Raw genomic sequence first — 25,712 nt, 5'->3', positions numbered from 1 at the left:
ACAAGGATAGGAAGATGAGTCAGGATACGCTGGTGCATGATGATGACGGTGCGGTTGATCCAAATCTGCCGCCCGATCCTTCGCGACGTTTCTGGGTAACCACCGCCTGTGCTGTGGGTGGCGTAGCAGGTGTCGCTACGGCAATACCGTTGGTAAGCACGTTTTCCCCTTCTGAAAAGGCCCGCGCGGCCGGCGCGCCCGTGGAAGTCGACATCGGCGACATTCCCGTCGGCGCCATGAAAACGGTCGAATGGCGCGGCAAGCCCGTCTGGATCATTCACCGTTCGCCCGAACAGATCGCCGGCCTCAAGAGCCAGGACGCCCTGCTGGCCGATCCTGATTCCAAGCGGCCCGGCTTCACCCCCGCCTACGCCGAAAACGAGGGCCGCTCGCGCAAGCCCGAGATCTTCGTCTGCGTCGGCATCTGCACTCATCTGGGCTGCTCGCCCACCGCGCACTTCGAAACGGGCGGCGGTGGCGGCATGGGCGCCAACTGGCAAGGCGGCTTCCTGTGCCCCTGCCACGGCTCCACGTTCGACCTGGCCGGCCGGGTCTACAAGAACAAGCCCGCCCCCGACAACCTCGAAGTTCCGCCGTACCAATATCTCAGCGACACCCGCATCATCGTGGGCGTCGACGAGGACAACAAGGCCTGACGCTCGCGTCGCGCTTTTTTCATTACGTAAGTAAATCCGCATTACGCCACGTGAGAGAAGGAGCCGTTAGATGGCTGGCGAGAAAACCGTCGAGACGACAGGCCTGTTGGGCTGGCTGGACCGGCGCTTTCCGGTGACCTCCACCTGGAAAGCCCACCTGTCCGAGTACTACGCACCTAAGAACTTCAATTTCTGGTATTTCTTCGGCTCACTGGCCCTGCTGGTGCTGGTGCTGCAGATCGTGACCGGCATTTTCCTGGTCATGCACTACAAGCCGGATGCCGAACGTGCGTTCCAATCCGTCGAATACATCATGCGCGAAGTCCCGTGGGGCTGGCTGGTGCGCTACATGCACTCCACCGGCGCGTCGATGTTCTTTGTCGTCGTTTACCTGCACATGCTGCGCGGGCTGCTCTACGGCTCGTACCGCAAGCCGCGCGAACTGGTGTGGATCTTCGGCGTCGCGATCTTCCTCTGTCTGATGGCCGAAGCCTTCTTCGGCTACCTGCTGCCCTGGGGCCAGATGTCCTACTGGGGCGCCCAGGTGATCGTGAACCTGTTCTCGGCCATTCCCTTCATCGGCCCCGAACTGTCGATCTGGATCCGCGGCGACTACGTCGTCTCCGACGCCACCCTGAACCGCTTCTTCGCCTTCCACGTCATCGCCATTCCGCTGGTGCTGGTGGGGCTGGTCGCCGCCCACCTGGTGGCGCTGCACGAAGTCGGCTCGAACAACCCGGACGGCATCGAAATCAAGCAGGGCCCGAAGGACAAGTACGGACGTCCCAAGGACGGCATCCCGTTCCATCCCTTCTATTCCGTGCATGACCTGATGGGCGTGGCCGGCTTCCTGCTGGTGTTCGCGTTCATCGTGTTCTTCGCCCCGGAAATGGGCGGCTACTTCCTCGAGTTCAACAACTTCATCCCCGCCGACTCGCTGAAGACGCCTCCGCACATCGCGCCGGTCTGGTACTTCACGCCGTTCTACTCGATGCTGCGCGCCACCACCGACGAATTCACCTGGGTGCTGGCGGGCGCTTCCGTGCTGGGCGCCATCGCGCTGCTCCTCAAGAGCAACCTGAAGGGCTTCATGCGCATCGCCGTCCCCGGCATCCTGATCGTCGTGGCCGTGCTGCTGCGCGTGATCGACGCCAAGTTCTGGGGCGTGGTCGCCATGGGCGGCACGGTCGTCATCCTGTTCTTCCTGCCGTGGCTGGACCATTCCCCGGTCAAGTCCATCCGCTACCGCCCCACCTGGCACAAGTGGATCTACGGCATCTTCATGGTCAACTTCCTGGTGCTCGGCTACATCGGTACGCAGCCGCCCAGTCCGCCGTTGAACCTCACGTCGCAGATCGGCACGCTGCTGTACCTGGCGTTCTTCTTCCTGATGCCGGTCTGGAGCCGCCTGGGCACCTTCAAGAAAGTGCCCGAGCGCGTTACGTTCCACGCCCACTGAGCCCACCAGATAACGGATTAACCATGATCAAGAAGCTGATTGGTGCCGTGGCCTTGATGCTCACGTGTACCGCCACTTTCGCCGCCGAGGGCGGCTACCCGCTGGACAAGGCCCCGTACCGCGTCAACGACATGGCGTCGCTGCAGAACGGAGCCAAGCTGTTCGTCAACTACTGCCTGAACTGCCATAGCGCGTCCTCGATGCGCTACAACAAGCTCAAGGACATCGGGCTGACCGACCAGCAAATCAAGGAAAGCCTGCTGTTCACCGGCGAAAAGGTCGGCGACATGATGACCGTCGCCATGACCGCCAAGGACGCCAAGCAGTGGTTTGGCACGACGCCCCCGGACCTGTCCGTGATCGCCCGCGCCAAGTCCGTGAACGCCGGCCCTTCCGGGTCCGACTACATCTACACGTACCTGCGCACGTTCTACCGCGACACCTCGCGCGCCACTGGCTGGAACAACCTGGTGTTCCCGTCCGTCGGCATGCCGCACGCCCTCTGGGAAGTGCAGGGTCCGCGCGAACTCACCACCGTCGCCATGCACGAGGTCGAAGGCAAGGAAGGCGCCCCCAAGACCTGGGAACGCGTCACCACGGTGTACGATGCACAGGGTTTTTCCACGGTCAAGGCCGAACCGGTAGCCAACTACCAGGGCCATGCCACCTTCGATGCCAAGTTCAAGGCCGCCAACCCGGCCCAAGTCGCAACATACGACAACGACGTCGCCGACCTGACCGCGTTCATGTCCTGGATGGCCGAACCCGTCCAGACATTCCGCGTCCGTCTCGGCGTCGGCGTCATGTTGTTCCTGCTGCTGTTCTTCCTGGTTACCTGGCGCCTCAATGCCTCGTACTGGAAACACGTACGCTAACCGCAACGCCCCGCCAGGTTTTACGCCGTCCCCCGCTGTAATTAGGGACGGACAAGGCGGATAGGGCAGTACGCCTATCCCGCCTGGCAATTGGGGCCAGCGCCTGCTAGATTAAGGCGCTGGCCTTTCGTTTTTCAATAAAGGACTTACCGCCATGATGGTGCTCTATTCCGGAACCACGTGTCCGTTTTCGCAACGCTGCCGCTTCGTGTTGTTCGAAAAAGGCATGGATTTCGAGATCCGCGACATCGACCTGTACAACAAGCCCGAAGACATCGCGGTGATGAACCCGTACGGTCAAGTGCCCATTCTGGTCGAGCGCGACCTGGTCCTGTACGAGTCGAACATCATCAACGAGTACATCGACGAACGCTTCCCGCATCCGCAGCTCATGCCCGCCGATCCGGTCATGCGCGCCCGCACCCGCCTGTTCCTCTACAATTTCGAAAAGGAACTGTTCGTCCACGTCTCGACGCTCGAAGACCGCAGCGCCAAGCCCGACGAAAAGAAGCTGGCCAACGCTCGCCAGAACATCCGCGACCGCCTGGCCCAGCTCGCCCCCATGCTGCTGAAGAACAAGTACATGCTGGGCGAAGAGTTCTCCATGCTGGACGTGGCCGTGGCCCCGCTGCTCTGGCGCCTGGACCACTACGGCATCGAACTGCCGAAGAACGCCGCCCCGCTGCAGAAATACGCCGAACGCATCTTCTCGCGCCCGGCCTATATCGAAGCGCTGACGCCTTCGGAAAAAGTGATGCGTCGCTAAGGTTGTTTTGTAATGGGTGAAACTTCGACCAAACCATATCTGATCCGCGCGCTGCATGAATGGTGCACCGACAACGGCTACACGCCGTACATCACCGTGCAGGTCGACGAGCACACCATGGTGCCCGTCGCCCACGTGCGCGACGGGCAGATCACACTGAACGTCGGCACGCTGGCCACCAACCGCCTGGTGCTGGGCAATGAATTCATCGAATTCCAGGCCCGCTTCAGCGGCGTGACCGAAAACGTCTACGTACCCGTAGGCGCCGTCAGCGCCATCTACGCGCGCGAAACCGGCGCAGGCATGGGCTTCGAAGTGCAGCCCTACGAACCGCCGGAAGCCGGCGCCCAGGGCGCCGCGGCCCCCGCCGCCCCCGAAGGCTCCGACGCCGTCGCCGCCTCCGGCGACGATGGCGGCGACGACGACGAACCCAAGCGCCCGCGCCTGACCATCGTCAAGTAACGCCCTGGCGGGCGCCCCACGCGGGGACTGCGTTTTTTCATTACAATGCGGTCCCTGCGCGTGCCCCTGCACGCATCGCCGGTGTAGCTCAGTTGGTAGAGCAGCTCACTTGTAATGAGAAGGTCGAGGGTTCGATTCCTTTCACCGGCACCAATGTTTCCAAGCGCTTGGCCCAGCCGCGAGGTTGGGCTTTTGCTTTTCCGGGCGATGCCGAGCCAGCCATATGCGCCCGGCGGCAACGACAAGTCGCAGTCCTGGACTCGTCCGGTTCTTACCCGCACCAGACGGGAATCCCTGCCATCCCTGCTGCTACGCGACGATACAATCATGTCGGCTCTATGGCTCCAGGAGGCTCGGCCGCATGCGTACAAACCATCTTCCAGGGGCAGGGCAAAAACGCTTCTGGCAAAAAAAATGGCCCCGAGAAGCCTTGTTCAACGGCCCGCCCATTATTGTCGCCGGTTCGGCCGCAGTAAAAAGCTGGCGTGATCCCCAATTCGATCAATGGATGTTCGGGCTTGCCACGGCCGCCTGCGTCTGGCTGGTCTTGTCGGCCATAGTCCGGATTGTGATCGCTCGCGCCGAAGACCAGAAAGATGGCCCGGATGTCGTCCATGAAGGGCTCTATGCAGCGGTGTCAGCAGTGCATACCCTGCTTTCCGAATGGTGCACCAAACGCCGATGCGGCGCTGACATTCGAGCAACCTTCCATCGAGTCGTTCCGCCCATTCATGAGCCGCAGGAGATCGAGCAGATCATCAACTATGCCGGCGCCAATGGCGAAGGCGTTGGCCGGACGTTCTCCATCCATACCGGCATAACCGGCAGAGCCATCCGAAGCAAGAAGCCGCTGGTAATGTCCAGTCAGGATGGGACGGAGGAGCAACTTCGTACCGAACTGGTGCGCGAATGGGGATACACGGAAGCGGAAGCCCGCAAACTGGGTCCCGGCCGCTACTCGGCAATGGCCGTGCCCGTTCTGGACCGATCTGGACAGCATCCCATTGGCGTGATCTACTTTGATTCAAGTGACCGTGCGCTCTTCGAACGCGACGATGTTGTGGAGATTGTCGGTGCTGGCGCCAAGGCCATTAGCGACTTTGTCACGAAAAGGTATTGATATGAACCTTGCCACCAAGAAGTCGTCCGAGACTTTCGTCAAAGAGTCCAAGCTCATTTCGAAACCGGGTGCAGTCATCAAAGTTCGCGAACTGACGCTTACCGAATTCGGAATGCGGGCAATTACGAGCGGAAGCGCCGGCATCAGGCAAGGGGCGCTCGAGGACGCCGGTCCGCCATCGCCGCTAAAGCAGCGGGTTCCCACCTGAATTCAAAAAGGAAGTCCGTGGACTTCCTTTTTTACGCGCGATAGATCTCCCGGCGCAGTCGCATCTGTTCGCCTACGTATCGGCCACCACGCCAAGTTGATAATTATCATTCGCATTTGAACGTAAAGCACAAAGACTGCGGGTTGGATACCAACCGGAGGGCTTTGCGGCATGCATACTCAACACTCACATCAGGAACTGCCCGTTTCACGCAGCCGGCGCGCCTTGCTGGCGGCGGCGGCCTTGGCGGCGCTGCCGGCCGTGCGCGTGCGCGCCGCGGCCGCTACGGACCGGCTGGTGCTGGCCGGGCCGCCGATCACGGTGTCGTTCCCCCTGATCCACATGGTCGAGTCCGGCGCGCTGGCCGAAGAGGGCGTGACGCCCAAGTTCGCGCTCTGGACCAATCCCGACCAGATGCGCGCCTGGGCGGTGGAAGGCGGCGCCGACTTCATCGCCTCGCCCACCAACGTGGCCGCCAACCTGTACAACCGCGGCGTACCGCTGCGGCTGTTGAACGTGTCCGTGTGGGGAATATTGTGGCTGGTCACGCGCAATGGCGAAGCGGGCTCGCTGGCCGACTTCCGCGGCCAGGAAATCGCCGTGCCGTTTCGCGGCGACATGCCCGATATCCTCTTCGGCGTGCTGGCGCGCGCGCAAGGGCTGGACCCGCAGAAGGACTTCTCGCTGCGTTACGTCACCACCCCATTCGATGCGGTCCAGCTGCTGGTCCTGCGCCGCGTGAGCCACGCGGTGCTGCCCGAGCCCGCCGTGTCCATGGCGCTGCGCAAGACGCAGTCCCTGCCCGTGTCCGCCGTGGCGCCCAAACTGCATCGCGGCCTGGACCTATCCGCGGAATGGGGCAGGGTCTTGAAACGCGAACCGCGCATTCCCCAGGCCGGACTCGCGGCGTTGGGCAAGGCGCTGGGCAATGCCGCACTGTGCGAACGGGTGCGCCGGCAATACGCCGCATCGCAGGCCTGGTGCCTCGAAAACCCCGAGGCCTGCGGCGAACTGGTCGCCAAGCATATCCGCATGCTGACCCCGCAGGCCGTGGCCGACGCCTTGAAGGCCTCGCGCGACAAGCCCATGGCCGCGGCCAGCGTGCGCGCCGAACTGGAGTATTTCTTCCAGCGCGTGCATGAAGTCCAGCCCGGCTTGATCGGCGGCAAGCTGCCCGCCGCGGATTTCTACGGCTGAGGCGGCTCAGAACACGCGGCGCAGCGTCAGCCCCACTTCGTTCTGGGCGTAGTTGTAGGCCCAGTCCGGATTGCTGCGATTGATGCTGCGCCGCAGCCGCAACTCCGGCGTCATGCCGCCTATCTTCCAGCCCTCGGCGCCCAGCGTCACCAGATAGACCTGCAACCGGTCGCCTCGGCGTCCCCCCAGGAATCCGTCGTAGGCGTCATTACGGCCGATGCGGAAAATGCTTTGCGCATTCAGGTAAAAACCGGGCTTGCCCCTGAAAGCATGAAAGACGCCGGCGCGCAGCACCACTTCCTTGCCGCTGGCCGGCTTGAGCGCAAACGCCTTGCGCACCACGTCCACGCCGGCGGTGATCGAGGTCGAAGCCCGCGGCAGGTAACTGACCGACAACCCGGCCTGGTATTGGCTGTAGTCGCTGTTGATGAACCGCGCCCGCGCGCGATAACGAAAGCGGCGCGCGTCCAGCAGAACGCTCATCTGCCATTTTCTTGCGAGGCTGCGACGCCACTCCCATTGCAGCCCGCCGGCCAGATAATAGGTGTAGCCGTCGCGGAAATAGTGCTCCACATAGGGCAGCAGGCTGATGTTGTTGCGCGCGTCCAGGTACTGGTAGCCCAGATACAGCACCGAGGTGGCGCTGCTGTAGTTGCGGACCAGCGAACTGGCGTCCGCGTCGCCGCGGCGGTAATAGGTTCCGTAGCTGATCGGCCGCAACAGCAGGTTGTGGTTGCCGGCCAGATTGTCGCGGCGCTCCAGCACAAGCTCATAGTTCACCAGGCTGGAACCGATGGGGTCCGGCATCTTGCGGTCATTGAGGCACAGGCTCAGGAACCGGCTCAAGCAGGTGCGGGCGCCGTTGGCCTGATTGATGTTGCTGTCGTAGCCCGTGCCGACCGCCACACCACCATGCCAGCCGGCGCGGGCGCCCAGCGCGGACAGGTACTGCTGCGTCTGCATGCGGCCGTAGTCGGGCAGCATGCCGCGCTGCACCTGCTCGAACATGGCGCGCGCCTCGGCATCGCGATTGTCCTCGAACAGCAGCCGCGCCAGTTCCAGGCGGATGCGGGCGTCCTCGGGATCGGCGGCGTGCGCGGCCTGCAGCCGGCGTACCGCCAATGCGATAGCGCCAGCCTGGCGGGCCAGCAGCCCTTCGGCCATATCGACCAGCGCCGGACGATGGTCGCGCAACAGCCGATAACGGCCGACGAATTCGACCAGCCGTTCCCACTGGCCGGTATTCAAGGCGATATAGATGGCGGGTTCCAGATCCTGCAGGTTCGTCTGCACTTCGTAGATCTTGCCTTCGTGCACCACCGCGCCGGGCGGCGCAACGGGCTCGCCGAATTGCCGCACGCGCTGCTCGGTCGCGCGGCGTGTCCGTTCGAGCAGGTAGCGGGTATCGTCGTCGCTGGCATACGCAGCGGGCAGGCAGGTCAACAGCAGGCACAGCGCGGCGCCGCGGCGAAAAATCATGGGCATGGGGTATCGGGCCGGGGAAGGAATGAGTACGAAGTTCAGCAGGCCCTTTATGCGCCGCCGCAACCGACGGTTTCCGGTGCGGCGGCGCGAGGCCCGTGCTCGTCCTCCTGTTGCTTCAGTTGTGGGCCTGGGGTTTAACGGCGTGAGCCCCCGAACGCGACGTGGTCGGCGGCGGTCTGGCCCTTGTAGATGCCGGCCAGCGCCTCCGCGTTGTTGTAGAAGCGGCCTTCGATCGCGCCACCCTTGGTGAACTTGCCGTTGGAGGCAATGGTGGTGCCGGCGAAGTCGACACGGTCGCGGCCCCGTGCGATGGCGCCATCGATCGTGCCACGGCCGCCGCTGTAGTTGGCGGTGAGCACACCCTTGTACAGCTTGGGCGCGTACGGCATGTTGTCGCCCACGCCGGTCTGACGGATGCCGGTCACGTCATACTTGGCGGCGACCAGCGTCGGCATGCGGGTAACGGCGTTGTCGCCCGCGTACCATACGGTGCGGCTGCCGCTGGTCATGTTCAGGTCGGTGCTGTTGCCCGCGTTGAGATAGGGAACGGACCTGGACCATTCGCCGAAGTACACGCCGTTGCCCTTGGAGGTGCCCTTGACCTGGCCTACGACCAGGCCGCCGAATTGCGGCCAGAACGGCAAGTAAGGGGTCATCACCTGGCGGATGCTGTAGACATTGGCCGCGCTATCGCGGGTGCTGTGCCAAACCTGAGCGATTCTGAGGAACGTCAGCACCGGGAAGTTCACATAGTACGGACCGGACTTGTTGGGAACTGAATTGTTTCTGACGATGGTGACTGGCCCTCCGTGGACATCGATATAGGAGGAGAACCAGCCATCCGTGCGCTTCATGCTCAGCCCGGTATAGCCCAGGGTGGTGATGAACAGCGGGAAGTTGGAGTAGCCGACTGCGACCATCGTATTGTTCGACGAGCCGCCCTGCACGTTGGCCGCTTGCGCGTGCATCGCCGACGAGGCGGCCACGGCCAGGACGGCGGTGGCGATAAGGGTTTTCTTCATGATGATTCTCCATAGAGAGGAGTGGGAAGGCGCCGGTTTTCATGAACACCGGCAAAAACGCTTTCAATAGCGCAGCGCCACCTCCAGCCGCACGGTGCGGCCCGGTCCTGGGGCGGCAACTTTGGTCAGCGGATCGAGGTAGTACAGATCGGTCAGGTTTTCCACGCTCAGCCGCGCACTGGCCCGGCGGCTGAAGTTGTATTCGGCGTACAGGTCGAACAACATCACCGGGTCCCAGTAGTAGGGCCGCGCGTTCAACACGCCGCCAGCTCGCGTGCTAATTCGCTCCAACGGCTTATTGTCGGCACGACTGTGGTAGCGCATCCGCATGCCCAGGTTCAGCTTGCGTTCCAGCAGGCGCGTGCCCAAGTCCAGGTTGATCGAATATCGGGGCTGCAGAGCGTAGTAGGACAGGCTTGCGGGAAAGCCGCCGGGCAGGCATTCGGGATAGCTGTTGTGGCTGGGTTCGAGCTGAACGGCAAAGTCGGCATCGCATATGTCTTGCCGCAGACGCAGGGTCGCCCCCAGATTGCCGTAGAAACGCCCGCTGTCGAAACGGCTCAGGAATTCCAGTCCGCTCATGGTCTTGCGGTCGAACTGGATGACGTTCATGTTTTCCGTGCGGCCGTAAAAGTCGCGGATGCTGTTGTAGTAGTAGGTCAGCTTGACATCAGCCTGCGGCACGCCTTGCAGCAGCCCGCCCAGGTTATAGGCGAGGCCGGCTTCCCAGGCCCGGCTGCGCTCGGGCTTGGTCGTAACCGGGAACTCGCCCCACAAGCCCCTGCGGTTGGCGGCCTCCAGGATGCTGGGAAAGCGCGCCGTGCTGGCCAGCCGTCCGTATACGCGGGCGCGCTCGGCCAACTGGTATGAGGCCACGATTTGCGACGACCAGGCGCGACCGCGCTGCTTGTCCGGGCGCCGCCACTGGTCGGCGGGCATGGTGCTGGCGAACCTGGTAGCCAGATTCCTCACCGCCTCGTACTTCGGGTATGTACCGCCCTGGGCAACCGCGGTTGCATCCAGATCGACCAGGCCGTTGTAGTAGGGATTTTCGTTGCGGTCGGCCTTGCCGTTCCTGACGGTGACCGGCATATCGATGGCCCAGTACATCGGACCCTCGTCTGCATCACCAATTGCCATACCGCGATTCTTACCCACTATGCCATGCGAGGCCCGGTAAGCGTCCCATTCGTCGTAGGAGTCCACGCCTTCTTCGGCTCGCTGCTCTCTGGCCAGTTCTTCGTCAGTGGCCAGCCGATGGTATTGGACGAGCTGACTGGTGATGACCTGAGTGCTGCCCCAGCCATCACGCTTTTCAGACCGACGCTTATCGGTTTCGTCATCGAAGCTCCAGTAGCTGCCGTAACGTACACCGGTGCTGATGCGCAGCTTCTCGGTAGCCTGCCAGTCCAGACTCATGCCGGTTCCGTACTCCTCGCGCCGGCCCGAGGCCGGGCCCAACGCCGTCGACGCGACGGCGGCCACCATGACGCCGCCAGTATCCACCGGCAGGTAGTCGGTCTTGCGCTCGTATTGCCAGTCGGCCGCCAGCGTCAGCGCCACGCTGTCGCTGAGCTGGAAGCGATTGCTCAAATCCAGCCCGGTACGAGTCGAGCGGGTGTCGTGCCGGTTACCGATGAAGATGTTGAAAAGGCCGTTGGTGTTGGGCGGCTTGGCACCCGGCTCGGCCGGATCCTTCAGGTCACCCTCGAGCAGACGCCTGCAGTGTTGACTGTTGCGATCAGGCGCACAATCTTGCGTCCATCTATCCCAGTTGCGGTCATTGCCACGGACCCGATACGTGACATCGCCGTTCTGGTAGCGCGTGCTGTCGTTGACCGCCCGCCACAATGACACGTTCAAATCCAACCAGCGCACGCCGTTGGGCTTGACTGCATAACCGAGTCGGTAAACGGACTGATTGACGTGCGAGACGGGAAAGGGATAGTGAAATTTGGAAGTCGAGAGATCGAGGTTGTATCCATCCACCATGTTCATCCACACTTCCGACGTGAACGCCGGCAGCTCACCGAACGTCAACCGGTTGCGGGTGTAAGCAAGGCTGATCTTCTGGCCGTGAGGCAGATACCATTGGTTCTTGGCCAGGAAACTTTCGACCGACGAACTGGTATAGGGCACTTCCGTAGCCGGGCCGTACAGCCGGGCCAAGTTGGGATACAGGTTCTGCGGCAGGAAGGTGCCGGGAGGCACCGGTCTGGAACGGTATTTGTCTGCCCCCCTGGTACCCGCAAAATAGTTGCCGCGGCGGGCATCGCTATAAGCCAGCATCAGGTCGAATACCTTGTGCCGGTATGCGCCGCTGACGAAGACCTTGCGGTCTTGCAGATTGAAGCGCGTGGTACTGCCGCGTTCGTGTCTTTCCACTCGCGGCTTCATGAAACTCACCCCTACATCCTTCGACACGGGCACGGAGGCGAAAGCCCCGGGAACATCGCGATAGTCCATGCCAACGATATCGAAGGGATCAGACGTATCCTTGACCGATCCGCTGGCGGTGCTGGCCTTGAATTCCAGGCCCCAGTTGCGCCCTTCGGGAATGATGTCCTTGGCTTCGATGGTGCGGATCGCCACCGAGCCGCCGATGCCGCTCTTGATGTCGCGGGTGAGGGACGGGCCTTTTTCCACTGTGATGCTGCGGAACAGGTTGGGGTCCACGTAGTTGCGATTGTTGATGCCGCGCAGCGCCATCCAGACGTCCAGCGACTGCTCGGTGCCGTCCACCGTGACGGGGATGCGGCCGTTGCCGGCCAGGCCGCGTATGTTCGGGAACAACGCCGAGCCGTTGCGGTTGTCGGTGTTGTAGACGCCGTTCATGCCGGCGAACACGTCGCCTACCGAGACGCCCTGATAGCGCTCCATGTACTGGCGGTCCACGTACAGATTCGAGACGTCCTTGTCGTAGACGTCGTCGTGCCCGGTTTCGTCCTCGGTGCGATCGCCCTTGACCACCACTTCCTGCAGCTCGTGCACGTTCTTGTTCTTGCCCGAGTCTGGCTGCGCCTTCGGCTTTTCCTCCGGATGGGCGGGCGCCGGCAGCGCGTGGACGCTGGTTGCGCCCAGCGCGGCAAGCAGCAAGCTCAAGGTCCTGGCGGTGAATCGATGTGGTACGTGCATGGGCCCCCCGGGCTTTCCTGTTTACGGTGATGGGTAGGGAAGAGCCGCGTGACCCGTTGTGCGTAGGGCTGCGTGGCGAGGCCATTGTGCGAATGCAGCATCGGTAACGATAATGATAATTATCAAGATTGAAAATTCGACGAAGCGGCGCATCGGGTTCGCGAGCCGGGCCGCCCGTTGATGACAATTGTCATTACGGCCGGGCTCCGGGGCCGCAGATACTCGCGGATCGAATTCGCGGCCTTCAAGGGAGTGACTTTCCATGCCGGATCTACCGATGCGCCACGCGCGGGTCAGCCATGCGCCGCTTGCTTGACGCGTGCGGCGCGGTGCTGGCGTATCTCTGGAGCGGCTGGGGCGCCATCGCCAGCCTGCTGCTGGTCTGCGCCCTGTGGGAATTGGCGGCGCGGCATTACGGCGCGCTGATCCTGCCGGGGCCGGCCGAGACCATGATGAAGCTGGCGGCCATGACGGCCGCGGGCGAGGCCGTGCCGGAGCTGGCCATATCGGCGCGCCGGGGCCTGGCGGGGCTGGGCGGCGCGGTGCTGGCGGGCAGCGTGCTCGGCATGCTGGCGGGCCGTTCGCTGACGGCGGCGATGGTGTCGCGCCCGCTGGCCACGCTGCTGCTGGGCATGCCGCCCATCGCCTGGCTGGTGCTGGCCATGCTGTGGTTCGGCGTGGGCGACGCGACGCCGGTGTTCACCGTGTTCATCGCCTGCCTGCCCATCGTGTTCGCCGGCGCCATGCAGGGCGCGCGCACGCTGGACAACCAGCTCATGGACGTGGCGCGGGTTTACCGCCTGCCGTGGTGGGCGGTGCTGGCCGACGTGCAGTTGCCGCACGTGGCCTCGTATCTGCTGCCGGCCTGGATCACGGCGCTGGGCACTTCCTGGAAAGTGGTGATGATGGCCGAACTGCTGGCGGCGGCCGACGGCACCGGCGCGGCGCTGGGCGCGGCCCGTGGGCAGCTCGACAGCACGGCCGCCATGGCCTGGGTCGTGGCCGTGCTGGGGCTGCTGCTGACGACCGAATACCTGTTGCTGGAACCCTTCAAGCGCATGGCCGAACGCTGGCGCAGCCTCGATCCATGAGCGCGCTGCACATCCGCGAACTGTCGCAGCGCTACGGGCTGTCCGAGGTCCTGGAAGGGATCGCGCTGGATCTGCGCGCGGGCGAGACGCTGGCGCTGATGGGGCCGTCGGGCTGCGGCAAGAGCACCTTGCTGCATATCGTCGCCGGACTGCTGGCGCCTTCCGAAGGCATGGTGCATATCGGGTTCCGGGGCATAGGCTGCATGTTCCAGCAGCCGCGGCTCATGCCGTGGAAGAACGTGGTCGGCAATATCGGCATGGGGCTGAAGGCGCTGGGCCTGCCCGCCGCGGCGCGGCGGCAGCGCGCCATCGAATGGGCCGGCCGCCTCGGGCTGGCCGAAGAGGACCTGCGCAAGTATGCGCACGAGTTGTCCGGCGGCATGCAAAGCCGCGTGGCGCTGGGCCGCGCGCTGGCGCTGGCGCCCGACCTGCTGTTGCTCGACGAGCCTTTCTCGGCCCTGGATATCGGTCTGAAACTCGAGTTCTACGCCATGCTGCGCCGGCAGGTCGAGCACAGCGGCACCGCCGTGCTGATGATTACGCATGACCTGATGGAGGCCGTTCGGCTGGCCGACCGCATCATCATGATGGCGCCGGGGCCCGGACGTATCCAGGACGAGTTCACCCTCGGCCTGCCGCAGTCGCGGCGCGATGAAGCCTGGATCTACCAGACGGCGGCGCAGCTCATCCAGACCCCGGCCATGCGCGCCGGCTTCGGCCTGCCCGACGCATCGCCGCAGGCGCCGGACCTTGCAACCGGGAGCGCGCGCGCATGAACCTGCGGCATCCTCTGTTCAGCTGCGGCTTTCGGCCGTTCTTCGTACTGACCACCGCGAGCGCGGTGCTGTTCCTGGCGATCTGGCTGCTGGCGCTGCAGTCCGCGCTGCCCGGGCTGGACGCCTGGCGGCCGCCCGGCGGCGTCTTGCTCTGGCATGGCCATGAACTGCTGTACGGATTCGGCATGGCGGCGGTAGCGGGGTTTCTGTTGACGGCGGTGCCGGAGTTCACGGGCGCCGCGCCGCCGCGGCCCGGCGTGCTGGCGGCGCTGACCGGGCTGTGGCTGGCGGCGCGCGTGGCCTACGCGGCCGCGCAATGGCTGCCCGGCGGCAGCGGCGTGGTGCTGGCGGGCGTCTGCAATCTGGCGTTCGTGCTGGCGCTGCTGCTGCGGCTGGCGCCGGCGCTGTGGCGCGATCCGGCGCGCAGCCACCTGGGCTTCGCCTGGGCGCTGGGCGCGCTGGGCGCGGCGCAGGCGGGCTATTTCACGGCCCTGCTGCGGCAGGCGGACGCGCTGGCCTGGCTGCACGTGGGCGTAGACCTGATGATGATTCTGATCGTGCTGGCCGGCAGCCGCGTATCCATGAACGTGGTCAACGGCTATATCGAAGCGGGCCGCCCCGGCGCGCCGCCGCCCGGGCTGGCCGGCTACGTGGCGCGTCCGCCGCGCAGGCATCTGGCGGTGTTCTGCATCGCGGCCTGCAGCGTGGCGCAATGGCTGCTGGGCGGCGGGCCGGTGACCGGCTGGACCGCGCTGGCGGCGGCGGCAGCCATGCTCAACCTGCTCAACGACTGGCATATCGGCAAGGCGCTTTTCACGCGCTGGGCGCTGATGCTGTATGCCAGCTACTGGCTGGTCGCGCTGGGCTACGGCGCGATGGGGCTGGCGTGGCTGACCGGACTGGCGCCGGCGTCGTCGGGACGCCATGTGTTGATGGCCGGCGCGATGGGCTTGTCCATCTTCACCATCATGAGCCTGGCCGGACGCATACACGCGGGACGCTGGCTGGATCGCCGTCCCTGGGTGCCCGTGGCCGCCGCCGTGCTGGCGCTGGCCGCCCTGCTGCGCGCCGCGGCCGGCCTGCCGGCGCTGGGCGCGTGGGCGTCATGGCTGCTGCTGGGCGCCGGCCTGGGCTGGACCGGCGTGTTCGCGGCCTATCTGTGGCACGCGTGGCCAGTGCTGTGCGGGCCGCGGACCGACGGGCAGCAGGGCTGCGCCGAACCGCTGGGCAAGCAGCGCAGCCCGATGTCGCGCCACGGCACGCGCTGCTGAAGCGCGGGCCTCAGTGCAGCGAGCAGCAGCGAAACAGCGCGCTGTCCTGCGCGGCCACGCTGTGGCGGCTGGCGAACTTCGGCCCCGGCGGCGGCAGGCGCGCATGGCGGCACATCGCGTCGACGTCGAGCAGCACCAGTTCGCGATTGCGTCCGCCGATCAGCCCGGCGCGCCGGAACGCGCCCAGCGTGCGCGACAGGTTTTCGGGCGTCATGTTGAGCTGGCGCGCCAGCACGGCGTGGCTGGCTGGCAGCGTGATCCATGCGCTGCCGTGTTCGCGGTACAGGTCCAGCAGATAGGTGACCAGGCGCTGCGTGGCGTTGGTGATGGTCAGCAGATCGATGCGGTTGATGGCGTGCACCACGTGGCTGGAGACGATCTGCAGCAGCGTATAGGCGAAGGCCGGCGAATGGCGCGCCATGTCGAGCAGCGGCTCGCGGTCCAGGCGGTAGAGCACGGTGCGCGCGCTGGCCTGCGCGGACAGCGGATAGTCGCGGTTGTCTGAGAACATGACGGTGGCGGCGACCAGGCAGCCGCCTTCCAGCGTCTGCACGACTTTCTCGTCGCCGTTGTAGCTGGGCAGGTACATGATGAGGCCGCCGCGCTCGATCCAGAAGAAGTGTTCCGCGGCCTCGCCCATATGGAACAAGTGCTGTTTGGGTGATAGCACCATGCGCCGCGCGCTCGAGGCGAGCGCCTCCAGGGTGCTCCGGTTGGCCTGCTTGAACGCCGGGAAGCTTAGCAGTGCCTTGTTCAGGAATGAGGAATGCATGGGGGTTCCTGTAGCGAGTAGTAGCACCTCGTCGGCACGCGCCTTATATTAATAAGAACGGTTATCAATCGCAATGATGTAAAAGTACCTTGCATCGTCCGGCCCGTTTTGCATTCTTTCCATTTTTTGTGCATAATTCGGCCCCTCTACCTGTTCCCCGATAGCTCAGTCGGTAGAGCGACGGACTGTTAATCCGCAGGTCGCTGGTTCGAGCCCAGCTCGGGGAGCCAAAGAATGCAGTACTGAAAGGCCCGCAATTCGTTGCGGGCCTTTTGCATTTGGACGAACGCCGCGCAACCGATAGCATGAGGGTTCCATCGCCTCGCCGGAGCCTTCATGCCCGCCTCCCAGACTGCTTCCCTTCTCACCGACTCCACCCTGGAATCGCTGCGCGCCCGGACGCCGGGCCTGCGAAGCACCGTGCACTTCAACCATGCGGGCGCATCGCTGCCTTCGACCGGCACGCTGGAGGTTATCCACGCGCATCTGCAGCGCGAAGCCACGATGGGACCGATGGAGGCCGGCGTGGCCGCGCGCGAACAGACCGAGCGCGCCCGCCTGCTGGCGGCGCGTCTGCTCAATGCACAGCCGGACGAGATCGCGCTGACCGGCGGCAATTCGCCCGGTTGGAGCGCGGCCTTCGCCGCGCTGCCGCCGTGGCGGCCCGGCGACCGCATCCTGGTCGGCCGCCACGAATGGGGCGGCAATCTGGCGGCCATGCGCCTGGCCGCGCAGCGCACGGGCGCCATCGTGGAAACCATTCCTTCCGACGAAAGCGGCTGCGTGGACCCGCAGGCGCTGGAGGCCATGCTGGACGAGCGGGTGCGCCTGATCGCGCTGACCTGGCTGCCCGCCAACGGCGGCCTCATCAACCCGGCCGCCGCCATCGGACAGGTGGCGCGGCGCCACGGCATCGCCTACTTCGTGGACGCGGCCCAGGCCGTCGGCCAGTTGCCGGTGGACGTGGCGGAGATCGGCTGCGACGTGCTGTCCGGCGCGGGGCGCAAAGCCTTGCGCGGCCCGCGCGGCACCGGCCTGTTGTACGTGCGGCGGGACTTTCTGGACAAGCTGACCCCGGCCTGCGTCGACACGCATTCGGCGCCGCTGGGCGCCGACGGCCAGCCGGTGCTGCGCCAGGACGCGGCGCGCCTGGAATCCGCCGAGAACTCGCTGGCGCTGCGCTGCGGCCTGGCCAACGCCTTGCAGGAAGCGCTGGATATCGGCGTGGACGCGATCCGCATGCGCATCGACGCGGCGGCCGAGACGCTGCGCGCCCAACTGGAGGACGTCGCCGGAATCACGGTGCTGGACCAGGGCCGCGAGCGCTCGGGGCTGGTGTCGTTCAATATGGCGGGGCGCGACGCCGTATCGGTGCAGCGCGCCCTGGCCGGACGCGGCGTGACCATCGGCAGCAACGGCGTGCCCTACACGCCGCTGGACATGCAGGCCCGCGGCCTGACGCAGATCGCGCGGGCGTCGGTCAGCTACCTGACCAGCGCGGAGGAGATCGACCGGCTGCTGGAGGCGTTGCGCAGCATTTAGGACTCAATCCCGACCCAGTTTCTAGGACGCAATCCCGGCGCGGCGCGCGAAGGGCGACCACTTCGTGAACACGAGCAGGTTGCCCAGCATCACCAGGCCCAGGCCGAGCAGCGCCGTCGGCGTCCAGTGATAGCCTTCGGCGTAGGCCGACACGCTCAGCGCCACGACCGGAAACAGCACCGTGCAGTACGCGGCGCGCGCCGGCCCCATGCGCCCGACCAGCGTCAGGTAGGCGGTGAACCCGATCACCGAGCCGGGAATGGCCAGGTACAGCAGGGCGCCCACATACGAGGCCGAGCCGTCGAACTCGAAGGGCAGGCCGGCGGCCAGGCAGCCGGCCAGCAGAATGGCCGCGCCGTACAGCATGCTGTAGGCATTGCCGGTCAGCGGCCGGATGCCGGCGCGCTGCTGCAGGGACGACAGCATGTTGCCGGTGGAGAAGCAGAACGTGCCCAGCAGCGCGAAGCCCAGGCCCAGCAGGGTTTCATGGCTGGCCTCCTGGCCGGCCAGTTCCGGCCAGAACAGCAGCACCAGGCCGCAGCAGCCGAGCGCGCCGGCCACCATCACGCGCGGCGCGATGCGCGTGCCGAACCACAGGCGTGCGTTCAGCGCGTTCCACAGCGTGGCCGCGGAAAACACCACCGACACCAGGCCGCTGGGTATCCATTGCGTGGCGGTGTAGAAGCACAGGAAGTTCAGGCAGAACAGGCACAGCCCCTGGCCGACGCACAGCCAGTGGCCGCGACGGTCCAGCCGCTGCAGCTTGCGGGTCAGCAGCAGGGCGCCGAAGAGGATCAATCCGGCCAGCGCGAAGCGGTAGAAGATCGATACCGGTATGGCGACCACGCCCAGCTGCAGCTTGATGGCGATCCAGGTGGTGCCCCAGATGACGACGGTGAGGAAATACAGGAACAGGTTCACGTTGAGGGCTTGCGGCAGAAACGGACGGCCAGTATGCGCGTCCGGGCGCGTTTTGGATTGCCGTTTCTTGCGGTTTTTTGGCGGTTCGCGCGCGCGCCGCACGCGAGATCGCAGTAGCATTTCAATCCTATGGCTCCCGTCGCATCGGCTCCGACCGACTTCTCCGTTTTCCGCACGCTGTCGCGCTCCACCGCGAGGCTGGCGCGCGCCGTGACGCTGGGCGAGGGCATGGCGATCTCGCAATGGTCGCGCAGCGCCTGCGAGACCATGGGCTACGACGCGCCGGGCCACCACACGCTGTCGCTCTACCTGCGCGGCGGCGACAAGTCCTTCCGCCTGGGCCACGATGCGCTGCACGGCGGCGCCGGCAAGTTCTGCGTGCTGCCGGCCGAGCATTACTCGCGCTGGAGCATGAACGATCCGGTGCATTTCCTGCACCTGTACATCGCGCCCGAACGCCTGGCGCGCGAGGCGGTGCTGCGGCTGGACCGCGAGCCGCGCACGCTGGAGCTGCGCGACCGCACCTATATCCAGGACGCGTCGCTGATCGACGTCTGCCGGCAGCTGCTGGGCACCGACTGGAACCAGCCGGCCGACCGCCTGGCGGCCAGCAGCGCCGCCGAGACCGTGCTGCACCACCTGCTCGACCAGGGCGTGGCGCGCAAGGCCGGCGCGCCGGCCCGGGGCGGCCTGGCGCCCGCCGTGCGCCGCCGGGTCATGGACTACGTCGAGGCCCATCTGGCCGAACCGCTCACGCTGGACCAGCTGGCCGGCGTGGCCGCGCTGTCGACCTATCACTTCGCCCGCATGTTTCATGCCTCTTTCGGCGAACCGCCGCACGCCTGGGTGCGGGCCAGGCGCATCGCGCGCGCACGCGGGCTGCTGGCGGCCGGCAAGGGCGACCTGGCCGGCATCGCCCAGGCCTGCGGTTTCGGCAATGCCAGCCACCTGGCGCGCGTGTTCCGCGACGCGGTCGGGGCCACGCCCGGCCAGTACCGCAGCGCCCACAGGACGGCGCACTAGTTCCGGCCCTGTTTCCGCGGCCGCGCGGTCTACAATGGGGGACCGCCCGTAGGGCCTGACCGCGCCTGCCCCGACGCGATGCCGTCTTCGACCTCTCGCGACCCTGAATCCGCCGATCCGAGCCGCCTGCGCGCGCACTGGCTGGCCGAACTCGTCCGCCTGCGCGAAGCGCACTGGGGCCCGCTGGAAGACGCCGACGCAGTGCGCCGCGTGCGCCAGCTGGACGCCGGCCTGCCGGCCCGCATCCTGGCCCGCGCCGCGCTGCTGGCGCAACGCGAGCAGCTCGTCCCGCTGGTCGACGCCTGGCGGCGCAGCGCGCTGGCCATCCTGGCCGCGCTGTTCGCGCTGGCCGCGGTTTCCGGCGCCGCCGCCGCGCTCGGCGCGCTGGGAGACGGCACGCGCCCGGTCAACGTGCTGTGGGCGCTGGGCGCCTTGCTCGGCCTGCACGCGCTGACCTTCCTGCTGTGGCTGGCGAGTTTTCTGTTCAAGGCCTCCAGCGCGACCGGGCTGGGCCGACTGTGGCTGTGGGCCACGCGCAAGCTCGCCCGCGGCCCGGACGGCGCGCTGGTGCCGCAAGCCTTCCTGAACCTGCTGGCCCGCGCCGGCGCGCTGCGCGGCCTGTTCGGCGCCGTCAGCCACCTGCTGTGGCTGACCGCCCTGTGCGCGGCCCTGGCCGCGCTGCTGGCGGTGCTGTCCACCGCCAGCTACCGCTTCATCTGGGCCACCACGCTGCTGGCGCCCGACACCTTCGTGACGCTCACGCAGGCCGTGGGATGGCTGCCGGCGCAGCTCGGCTTTCCGCTGCCGGACGCCGCGGTGGTGCGCGCCAGCGACGGCGCCCAGGTCCTGCCCGCCGACGCGCAGGTGCAGTGGTCGGTCTGGCTGATCGGGGTGCTGGTGGTCTACGGCATCGTGCCGCGCCTGCTGGCCGGGACGCTGTGCGCGGCCGCCGCCCTGCGCGCGCTGCGCCGCCTGCGCATCGATCCCGCGCTGCCCGGATTCGCGGCGCTGCGCGACCGGCTGGAGCCGCCCGCCCTGTCCAGCGGCATCGACCGCCCGGTCGATCCGCTGCACGAGCCGCGGGTGCGCGCGGCCCCGCCGCCCGCCCTGGACGGCCGCCCCGTGATCCTGGGGCTGGAGCTGCCGCAGGACCTGCAATGGCCGCCCGCGGACGTGCCGGCGGCGGTGCAGCAGGCCGGCAACCTGGACACCCGCGAAGAGCGCAACCGCGTGCTGGACGCGCTGGCCAACGCCACCGCCACGCGCCTGCTGATCGCCTGCGACGCGCGCCAGACGCCCGACCGCGGCACGCTGTCGCTGATCGCGGAACTGGCCGCGCACGCGGCCCAGACCCGCGTCTGGCTGATCCCGCCAGCGGCGCAGGCCCCTGCCGCCAGCCGCGCGCCGCTGTGGCGCGAACGCCTGCTGGCGCTGGGTCTGCCGGCCCAGGCTGTCGTGCAGCCGCCGGCCGCGCCCTATGCCTGGCTGGAGTCCGGCGATGGCTGACGCCCTCATCAAGATCGCGCTGGTCGGCCACACCAACACCGGCAAGACCTCGCTGCTGCGCACGCTGACGCGCGACACCGGCTTCGGCGAGGTCGCCGACAGCCCCGGCACCACGCGCCACGTCGAAGGCGCCCGCCTGCGCCTGGAAGGGCGCGCGGTGCTGGAATGGTTCGACACCCCGGGCATGGAAGACAGCATCTCGCTGCTGGAGTACCTGGAACGGCTGGACCGCCCCGGCGAACGCCTGGACGGCCCGGCGCGCATCCGCCGCTTTCTCGACACGCCCGAGGCGCATGGCCGCTACGAACAGGAAGCGCGGGTGCTGGCCAAGATGCTGGAGTGCGACGCCGCGCTGTACGTGATCGACGCGCGCGATCCGGTTCTCGGCAAGCACCGCGACGAACTCGCCATCCTGGCCGCCTGCGGCCGGCCGCTGCTGCCGGTGCTGAATTTCGTCAACGCGCCGGCGCACCGCGCCGATGAATGGCGCGACGCCATGGCCCGCCTGGGGCTGCACGCGGTGGTGGAGTTCGATACCGTCGCCCCGCCGCTGGACGGCGAGCAACAGCTGTACGCCAAGCTCGGGGTGCTGCTGGACCGCCACGCCGGCGCGCTGGCGCAACTGGCCGACAGCCTGGCCGCGCAGCGCCGCGCGCGGCGCGCGGCCGCCTACGAAATGCTGGCCGACCTGCTGGTCGACGCGGCCGCGCTGCACCTGGCCAGCGCCAGCGACGAAGCGGCGCTGGCCGCCGCTTCCGAGCGCCTGCGCACGCTGGTGCGCCAGCGCGAGCAGGCCTGCGTCGAAGCCCTGCTGGCGCTCTACAACTTCCGTCGTTCCGATTTTGCGGGCGATGCGCTGCCGCTGGCCGGCGAACGCTGGGGCATGGATCTGTTCCATCCGCAGGCCTTGAAAGACATGGGCGTACAGGTGGGCATGGGCGCGGCCGCCGGCGCGATGGCGGGCGCCGCGGTGGACCTGCTCAGCGCCGGCCTGAGCCTGGGCACCGGCATGCTGATCGGGGCCGCCGCCGGCGGCCTGTGGCAGGGCGTGGAAAAACTGGGCAAGCGCATGGCCGGCAAGCTGCGCGGCTGGCGCGAACTGAGCGTGGACGACGCCGTGCTGCGCCTGCTGGCGCTGCGCCAGCGGCAGTTGATCGAAGCGCTGGAGCGCCGCGGGCACGCCGCGCGCGAACCGCTGCAACTGGACCGCCCGGATGACGAGGCCTGGCGCAAGGGCCCGCTGCCCGAAGCGCTGAAAGAAGCGCGCAGCCGGCCCGAGTGGTCGGCGCTGGGCGAACACTACGAAGACAGCGAACGGCGCAAGCGCATCGTCGGCGAATTGGCGAAAACCCTGGCTTCGCAGCCGCCGCTCCCCGCCTGACCCGCAGGGCCGCGGCACGCACCATTCAAGGCCGGCGGCAAGCGCGTACTAACCCCAATCCAAACCGATTGACGCTTAAACGAATGCGTCTATAAGATTCGTTTTGCATCGGCGGGTCCGTCCCCGTCATGATAATCACAAGGGGTTGGATCGATCGTGAATTCGAAGTCCCACGCAGTGATTCCCGGCCGCGCCATCACCGGCCCGCGCGCGCTTCGCGCTGCATCCCGTTCGACCCCGCTCCGCCTTTCGTCGTAAGCAGCAACGCCATGCCCCGCCCCGATGGGGCCAGGGGCCTATCACTTCTGTCGCGCTATCCGCGCATCACACGGAGCATGAGGGCTATGCGTACTTTTCCCCACCTGAAGCAAGCGGCGCTGGCTGCGGCCGTCGCGGCATCGCTGGCGTTCAGCGCCAGCGCCGTCGCCGCCAAGACCTTCCATTGGTCGTACCAGGGCGACGCCACTTCCATGGACCCGATGGCCCTGAACGAAACGTTCACGCTGGGCTTCCAGGGCAATATCTACGAAACGCTGGCCGGCTACGACGGCAACCTGAAACTGACCCCGCTGCTGGCCGAAAGCTGGGAAAACCCGGAGCCCACGAAGTGGGTGTTCAAGCTGCGCAAGGGCGTGAAGTTCCATGACGGCTCGCCGTTCACGGCAGACGACGTGATCTTCTCGTGGAAGCGCAGCCTGACCCCCGGTTCGGACATGAAGGGCTACGGCGCCAAGGCGTCCGACATCAAGAAGATCGACGACTACACCATCGAGGTCATCACCCCGACGCCCAACCCGATCCTGCCGCGCGAGTGGGTGTTCCTGTACATCATGAGCAAGTCGTGGTCGGAGAAGAACAAGACCACCGAGGCCACCAACGTCAAGGGCGACAACCAGGGCAACTACGCCAACCTGCACGCCAACGGCACCGGCCCCTTCATGCTGGCCGAACGCCAGCCCGACGTGAAGACGGTGCTCAAGCGCTTCGACGGCTACTGGAACAAGAACATCAAGACCAACGTGGACGAGGTCATCTTCCAGCCGATCACGCAGGAAGCGACGCGCGTGGCCGCGCTGATCTCGGGCGAGATGGACCTGGTGCAGCCGGTGCCGGTGCAGGACTGGAAGCGCCTGGAAGACGCCAAGGGCGTCAAGCCGCTGACCGCGCCCGAAGCCCGCGCCATCTTCATCGGCATGGACCAGGACCGCGACGAGCTGCTGTTCTCGGACGTCAAGGGCAAGAACCCGTTCAAGGACCCCAAGGTCCGCGAAGCGGTGGTGCTGGCCGTGGACACCAAGGCCATCAACGAAAAGATCATGCGCGGCGCGGCCAAGCCGCTGGGCTCGCTCATCGCCACGGCGATCAACGGCTATGACGAATCCTTCGGCGCGCCCTACAAGCCGGACCCCGAACGCGCCAAGAAGCTGCTGGCCGAGGCCGGGTATCCCAAGGGCTTCACCGTCACCATGGACTGCCCGAACGACCGCTACGTCAACGACGAAAAGGTCTGCCAGGCGGTGGCCGGCATGCTGGCGCGCGTGGGCATCAAGATCAATCTGCTGGCGCAGACCAAGTCCAAGTACTTCGGCAAGATCCTGCTGCAGGCCGGCAATCAGACCAGCATGTACATGCTGGGCTGGACGCCAAGCTCGACCGACGCGCACAACACGCTGCTGAACCTGACGTCGTGCCGCGACGCCAAGACGGCCGCGGGGCAGTTCAACCTGGGCGGCTACTGCAACAAGAAGGTCGACGAACTCACCGCCAAGATCGGCGTCGAGACCGACCAGGCCAAGCGCAACGCGATGATCAAGGAAGCCTTCGGCATCGTGCGCAGCGACTTCGGCTATCTGCCGCTGCACCAGCAGCCCATGTCCTGGGGCGTGAAGGACAACATCCAGGTCGTGCAGCGCGCCGACGACGTGCTCGACCTGCGCGACGTCGTGATGCCCTGACGGCTTGACGCAAAGGCCCGGTCGGCGCGCGCCGCCCGGGCGCGCCCGGCCCAGCCCCGCTTTGCGCAAGCAGCGAAACGCGGCCCGGCGTTATCCGAACCAGAGGGGCACTCCTAATGCTTTCCTTTATTGCGCAACGGCTTATCCAGTCGGTGCTGGTGATGTTGACGGTGGCGCTGATCGCGTTCGCCATGTTCCGCTACGTGGGCGATCCCATCGCCAGCATGGTCGGCCAGGACACGACGCCCGAACAACGGGCGCAGCTGCGCGAGCAGCTGGGCCTGGACGATCCCTTCGTGGTGCAGTACGCGCATTTCGTGGCCGACGCCGTGCGCGGCGATTTCGGCATCTCGTACCGCCATCGCCGCCCCGTCAGCGAACTGCTCGAAGAACGCATGCCGGCCACGCTGGAACTGTCTTTCGTTTCCGCGGTGATGGCGCTGGTGCTGGGCATCCCGATGGGAATCTACACCGCGCTCAAGCGCCACGGCGTGCTGTCCAAGGCCTTCATGGCGATATCGCTGGCCGGCATCTCGCTGCCCACCTTTTTGATCGGCATATTGCTCATCCTGTTCTTCGGCGTGCAGCTGCGCTGGCTGCCCAGCTTCGGCCGCGGCGACGTGGTGAGCCTGGGATGGTGGACCACGGGCTTTCTGACCAAGTCGGGCTGGCAGGCGCTGATCATGCCGGCCATCACGCTGGCGCTGTTCCAGATGACGCTGATCATGCGCCTGGTGCGCGCCGAGATGCTGGAGGTGCTGCGCGCCGACTTCATCAAGTTCGCGCGCGCCCGCGGCCTGCCCGAACGGCTGATCAATTTCCGCCACGCGCTCAAGAACACCATGGTGCCGGTCATCACGATCACGGGGCTGCAGCTGGGCTCCATCATCGCCTTCGCCATCATCACGGAAACCGTGTTCCAGTGGCCCGGCATGGGGCTGCTGTTCATCCAGGCCATCAGCATGGTGGACATCCCCGTGATGGCGGCCTACCTGGTGCTGATCGCCTTCATGTTCGTGGTCATCAACCTGATCGTCGACCTGCTGTACTTCGCCGTCGACCCGCGCCTGCGCGTGCAGAGAAAATAAA

At 66.2% G+C, this 25,712-nt stretch carries 22 protein-coding genes and 2 tRNA genes; 19 read left to right on the top strand and 5 right to left on the bottom strand.

The genetic code is table 11. The annotated features are described in order from the left end of the window. The first annotated feature begins 14 nt into the window (after positions 1 to 14). From petA to AC1IQ6_RS00680, 9 genes are all read left to right on the top strand, one after another. On the top strand, positions 15 to 656 hold the full coding sequence (gene petA, locus AC1IQ6_RS00720) for a ubiquinol-cytochrome c reductase iron-sulfur subunit (RefSeq protein WP_102773012.1): 642 nt from the start codon (positions 15 to 17) through the stop codon (positions 654 to 656). 70 nt (positions 657 to 726) lie between these two features. After that, complete coding sequence (locus AC1IQ6_RS00715; protein WP_102773011.1) at positions 727 to 2,115, top strand: cytochrome b; 1,389 nt, start codon at positions 727 to 729, stop codon at positions 2,113 to 2,115. 23 nt (positions 2,116 to 2,138) lie between these two features. Continuing rightward, positions 2,139 to 2,990: a cytochrome c1 gene (locus AC1IQ6_RS00710; RefSeq protein WP_102773010.1), complete on the top strand. Its 852-nt coding sequence runs from the start codon at positions 2,139 to 2,141 to the stop codon at positions 2,988 to 2,990. A 154-nt stretch (positions 2,991 to 3,144) separates the two neighbouring features. Beyond that, a complete protein-coding gene (locus AC1IQ6_RS00705) occupies positions 3,145 to 3,756 on the top strand; it encodes a glutathione S-transferase N-terminal domain-containing protein (RefSeq protein ID WP_006216817.1) in 612 nt (203 codons plus the stop codon). A 12-nt stretch (positions 3,757 to 3,768) separates the two neighbouring features. Next, positions 3,769 to 4,218: a ClpXP protease specificity-enhancing factor gene (locus AC1IQ6_RS00700; protein WP_102773009.1), complete on the top strand. Its 450-nt coding sequence runs from the start codon at positions 3,769 to 3,771 to the stop codon at positions 4,216 to 4,218. Positions 4,219 to 4,295: 77 nt separating this feature from the next. After that, a tRNA-Thr gene (locus AC1IQ6_RS00695) sits at positions 4,296 to 4,371 on the top strand. Between the two features lie 208 nt (positions 4,372 to 4,579). Continuing rightward, positions 4,580 to 5,338 carry a GAF domain-containing protein gene (locus tag AC1IQ6_RS00690; protein ID WP_258231402.1) on the top strand — a complete coding sequence of 253 codons (759 nt, stop codon included), beginning with the start codon at positions 4,580 to 4,582 and terminating at the stop codon, positions 5,336 to 5,338. A 1-nt stretch (position 5,339) separates the two neighbouring features. Beyond that, the gene (locus tag AC1IQ6_RS00685; protein WP_111826202.1) at positions 5,340 to 5,546 is read left to right on the top strand and encodes a sulfatase; all 207 of its coding nucleotides are present in this window, start codon (positions 5,340 to 5,342) and stop codon (positions 5,544 to 5,546) included. A gap of 171 nt (positions 5,547 to 5,717) precedes the next feature. Continuing rightward, positions 5,718 to 6,743 carry an ABC transporter substrate-binding protein gene (locus AC1IQ6_RS00680; protein ID WP_485865651.1) on the top strand — a complete coding sequence of 342 codons (1,026 nt, stop codon included), beginning with the start codon at positions 5,718 to 5,720 and terminating at the stop codon, positions 6,741 to 6,743. Between the two features lie 6 nt (positions 6,744 to 6,749). Here AC1IQ6_RS00680 and AC1IQ6_RS00675 read toward each other — a convergent pair whose 3' ends face one another. The 3 genes from AC1IQ6_RS00675 to AC1IQ6_RS00665 all read right to left on the bottom strand — a co-directional run bounded on the left by AC1IQ6_RS00675 (position 6,750) and on the right by AC1IQ6_RS00665 (position 12,346). Continuing rightward, positions 6,750 to 8,228 carry a surface lipoprotein assembly modifier gene (locus AC1IQ6_RS00675; protein WP_485865650.1) on the bottom strand — a complete coding sequence of 493 codons (1,479 nt, stop codon included), beginning with the start codon at positions 8,226 to 8,228 and terminating at the stop codon, positions 6,750 to 6,752. A 134-nt stretch (positions 8,229 to 8,362) separates the two neighbouring features. Further along, a complete protein-coding gene (locus AC1IQ6_RS00670) occupies positions 8,363 to 9,250 on the bottom strand; it encodes a Slam-dependent surface lipoprotein (protein WP_111826205.1) in 888 nt (295 codons plus the stop codon). Positions 9,251 to 9,313: 63 nt separating this feature from the next. Continuing rightward, the gene (locus tag AC1IQ6_RS00665) at positions 9,314 to 12,346 is read right to left on the bottom strand and encodes a TonB-dependent receptor domain-containing protein (protein WP_485865649.1); all 3,033 of its coding nucleotides are present in this window, start codon (positions 12,344 to 12,346) and stop codon (positions 9,314 to 9,316) included. Positions 12,347 to 12,684: 338 nt separating this feature from the next. Here AC1IQ6_RS00665 and AC1IQ6_RS00660 point away from each other — a divergent pair, with 338 nt between their 5' ends. The 3 genes from AC1IQ6_RS00660 to AC1IQ6_RS00650 are packed head-to-tail and all read left to right on the top strand — an operon-like array spanning position 12,685 to position 15,523. Next, positions 12,685 to 13,476: an ABC transporter permease gene (locus AC1IQ6_RS00660; RefSeq protein ID WP_485865648.1), complete on the top strand. Its 792-nt coding sequence runs from the start codon at positions 12,685 to 12,687 to the stop codon at positions 13,474 to 13,476. Next, positions 13,473 to 14,252, top strand: a complete 780-nt coding sequence (locus AC1IQ6_RS00655) for an ABC transporter ATP-binding protein (RefSeq protein ID WP_485865647.1) — start codon at positions 13,473 to 13,475, stop codon at positions 14,250 to 14,252. The genes AC1IQ6_RS00660 and AC1IQ6_RS00655 overlap by 4 nt, the downstream gene beginning before the upstream one ends. Then, positions 14,249 to 15,523 carry an NnrS family protein gene (locus AC1IQ6_RS00650; protein WP_485865646.1) on the top strand — a complete coding sequence of 425 codons (1,275 nt, stop codon included), beginning with the start codon at positions 14,249 to 14,251 and terminating at the stop codon, positions 15,521 to 15,523. Before AC1IQ6_RS00655 ends, AC1IQ6_RS00650 begins: the two co-directional genes overlap by 4 nt. Positions 15,524 to 15,533: 10 nt before the next feature. Here the strand turns inward: AC1IQ6_RS00650 and AC1IQ6_RS00645 are convergent, their stop codons facing one another. Further along, positions 15,534 to 16,295, bottom strand: coding sequence for a Crp/Fnr family transcriptional regulator (locus AC1IQ6_RS00645; RefSeq protein ID WP_102773000.1), 762 nt, complete (start codon positions 16,293 to 16,295; stop codon positions 15,534 to 15,536). A gap of 154 nt (positions 16,296 to 16,449) precedes the next feature. On the opposite strand from AC1IQ6_RS00645, the gene AC1IQ6_RS00640 reads away from it, so the two are divergent. Together AC1IQ6_RS00640 and AC1IQ6_RS00635 are read left to right on the top strand one after the other, a co-directional pair. Beyond that, positions 16,450 to 16,525, top strand: a tRNA-Asn gene (locus AC1IQ6_RS00640). Positions 16,526 to 16,631: 106 nt separating this feature from the next. After that, positions 16,632 to 17,837: an aminotransferase class V-fold PLP-dependent enzyme gene (locus AC1IQ6_RS00635; protein WP_485865645.1), complete on the top strand. Its 1,206-nt coding sequence runs from the start codon at positions 16,632 to 16,634 to the stop codon at positions 17,835 to 17,837. A gap of 21 nt (positions 17,838 to 17,858) precedes the next feature. Here AC1IQ6_RS00635 and AC1IQ6_RS00630 read toward each other — a convergent pair whose 3' ends face one another. Then, entirely contained in the window at positions 17,859 to 18,758 is a 900-nt protein-coding gene (locus AC1IQ6_RS00630; RefSeq protein ID WP_102773514.1) for a DMT family transporter, read from the bottom strand. Positions 18,759 to 18,887: 129 nt separating this feature from the next. Here AC1IQ6_RS00630 and AC1IQ6_RS00625 point away from each other — a divergent pair, with 129 nt between their 5' ends. The 5 genes from AC1IQ6_RS00625 to AC1IQ6_RS00605 all read left to right on the top strand — a co-directional run bounded on the left by AC1IQ6_RS00625 (position 18,888) and on the right by AC1IQ6_RS00605 (position 25,711). Then, positions 18,888 to 19,781, top strand: coding sequence for a helix-turn-helix domain-containing protein (locus AC1IQ6_RS00625; RefSeq protein WP_102772998.1), 894 nt, complete (start codon positions 18,888 to 18,890; stop codon positions 19,779 to 19,781). Positions 19,782 to 19,859: 78 nt separating this feature from the next. After that, positions 19,860 to 21,287, top strand: coding sequence for a DUF2868 domain-containing protein (locus AC1IQ6_RS00620; RefSeq protein WP_485865644.1), 1,428 nt, complete (start codon positions 19,860 to 19,862; stop codon positions 21,285 to 21,287). Beyond that, positions 21,280 to 22,668 (top strand): GTPase/DUF3482 domain-containing protein, encoded by a 1,389-nt coding sequence (locus AC1IQ6_RS00615; protein ID WP_102772996.1) that lies wholly within the window; start codon positions 21,280 to 21,282, stop codon positions 22,666 to 22,668. Before AC1IQ6_RS00620 ends, AC1IQ6_RS00615 begins: the two co-directional genes overlap by 8 nt. A gap of 344 nt (positions 22,669 to 23,012) precedes the next feature. Next, complete coding sequence (locus AC1IQ6_RS00610) at positions 23,013 to 24,623, top strand: ABC transporter substrate-binding protein (RefSeq protein WP_102772995.1); 1,611 nt, start codon at positions 23,013 to 23,015, stop codon at positions 24,621 to 24,623. A gap of 116 nt (positions 24,624 to 24,739) precedes the next feature. Beyond that, positions 24,740 to 25,711 carry an ABC transporter permease gene (locus AC1IQ6_RS00605; protein WP_102772994.1) on the top strand — a complete coding sequence of 324 codons (972 nt, stop codon included), beginning with the start codon at positions 24,740 to 24,742 and terminating at the stop codon, positions 25,709 to 25,711. The last annotated feature ends 1 nt before the right edge of the window (position 25,712 follow it).

It is taken from the genome of Achromobacter sp. MUI-25009338, assembly GCF_057359325.1.
Note: the sequence above shows the minus strand (reverse complement) of the source record. Positions and strands in the feature narration are given on the sequence as shown.

Coding starts and splice junctions, on each gene's coding strand:
- petA (WP_102773012.1), top strand. CDS start 15: ATGAGTCAGGATACGCTGGTGCATGATGATGACGGTGCGGTTGATCCA.
- AC1IQ6_RS00715 (WP_102773011.1), top strand. CDS start 727: ATGGCTGGCGAGAAAACCGTCGAGACGACAGGCCTGTTGGGCTGGCTG.
- AC1IQ6_RS00710 (WP_102773010.1), top strand. CDS start 2,139: ATGATCAAGAAGCTGATTGGTGCCGTGGCCTTGATGCTCACGTGTACC.
- AC1IQ6_RS00705 (WP_006216817.1), top strand. CDS start 3,145: ATGATGGTGCTCTATTCCGGAACCACGTGTCCGTTTTCGCAACGCTGC.
- AC1IQ6_RS00700 (WP_102773009.1), top strand. CDS start 3,769: ATGGGTGAAACTTCGACCAAACCATATCTGATCCGCGCGCTGCATGAA.
- AC1IQ6_RS00690 (WP_258231402.1), top strand. CDS start 4,580: ATGCGTACAAACCATCTTCCAGGGGCAGGGCAAAAACGCTTCTGGCAA.
- AC1IQ6_RS00685 (WP_111826202.1), top strand. CDS start 5,340: ATGAACCTTGCCACCAAGAAGTCGTCCGAGACTTTCGTCAAAGAGTCC.
- AC1IQ6_RS00680 (WP_485865651.1), top strand. CDS start 5,718: ATGCATACTCAACACTCACATCAGGAACTGCCCGTTTCACGCAGCCGG.
- AC1IQ6_RS00675 (WP_485865650.1), bottom strand. CDS start 8,228: ATGCCCATGATTTTTCGCCGCGGCGCCGCGCTGTGCCTGCTGTTGACC.
- AC1IQ6_RS00670 (WP_111826205.1), bottom strand. CDS start 9,250: ATGAAGAAAACCCTTATCGCCACCGCCGTCCTGGCCGTGGCCGCCTCG.
- AC1IQ6_RS00660 (WP_485865648.1), top strand. CDS start 12,685: ATGCGCCGCTTGCTTGACGCGTGCGGCGCGGTGCTGGCGTATCTCTGG.
- AC1IQ6_RS00655 (WP_485865647.1), top strand. CDS start 13,473: ATGAGCGCGCTGCACATCCGCGAACTGTCGCAGCGCTACGGGCTGTCC.
- AC1IQ6_RS00650 (WP_485865646.1), top strand. CDS start 14,249: ATGAACCTGCGGCATCCTCTGTTCAGCTGCGGCTTTCGGCCGTTCTTC.
- AC1IQ6_RS00645 (WP_102773000.1), bottom strand. CDS start 16,295: ATGCATTCCTCATTCCTGAACAAGGCACTGCTAAGCTTCCCGGCGTTC.
- AC1IQ6_RS00635 (WP_485865645.1), top strand. CDS start 16,632: ATGCCCGCCTCCCAGACTGCTTCCCTTCTCACCGACTCCACCCTGGAA.
- AC1IQ6_RS00625 (WP_102772998.1), top strand. CDS start 18,888: ATGGCTCCCGTCGCATCGGCTCCGACCGACTTCTCCGTTTTCCGCACG.
- AC1IQ6_RS00620 (WP_485865644.1), top strand. CDS start 19,860: ATGCCGTCTTCGACCTCTCGCGACCCTGAATCCGCCGATCCGAGCCGC.
- AC1IQ6_RS00615 (WP_102772996.1), top strand. CDS start 21,280: ATGGCTGACGCCCTCATCAAGATCGCGCTGGTCGGCCACACCAACACC.
- AC1IQ6_RS00610 (WP_102772995.1), top strand. CDS start 23,013: ATGCGTACTTTTCCCCACCTGAAGCAAGCGGCGCTGGCTGCGGCCGTC.
- AC1IQ6_RS00605 (WP_102772994.1), top strand. CDS start 24,740: ATGCTTTCCTTTATTGCGCAACGGCTTATCCAGTCGGTGCTGGTGATG.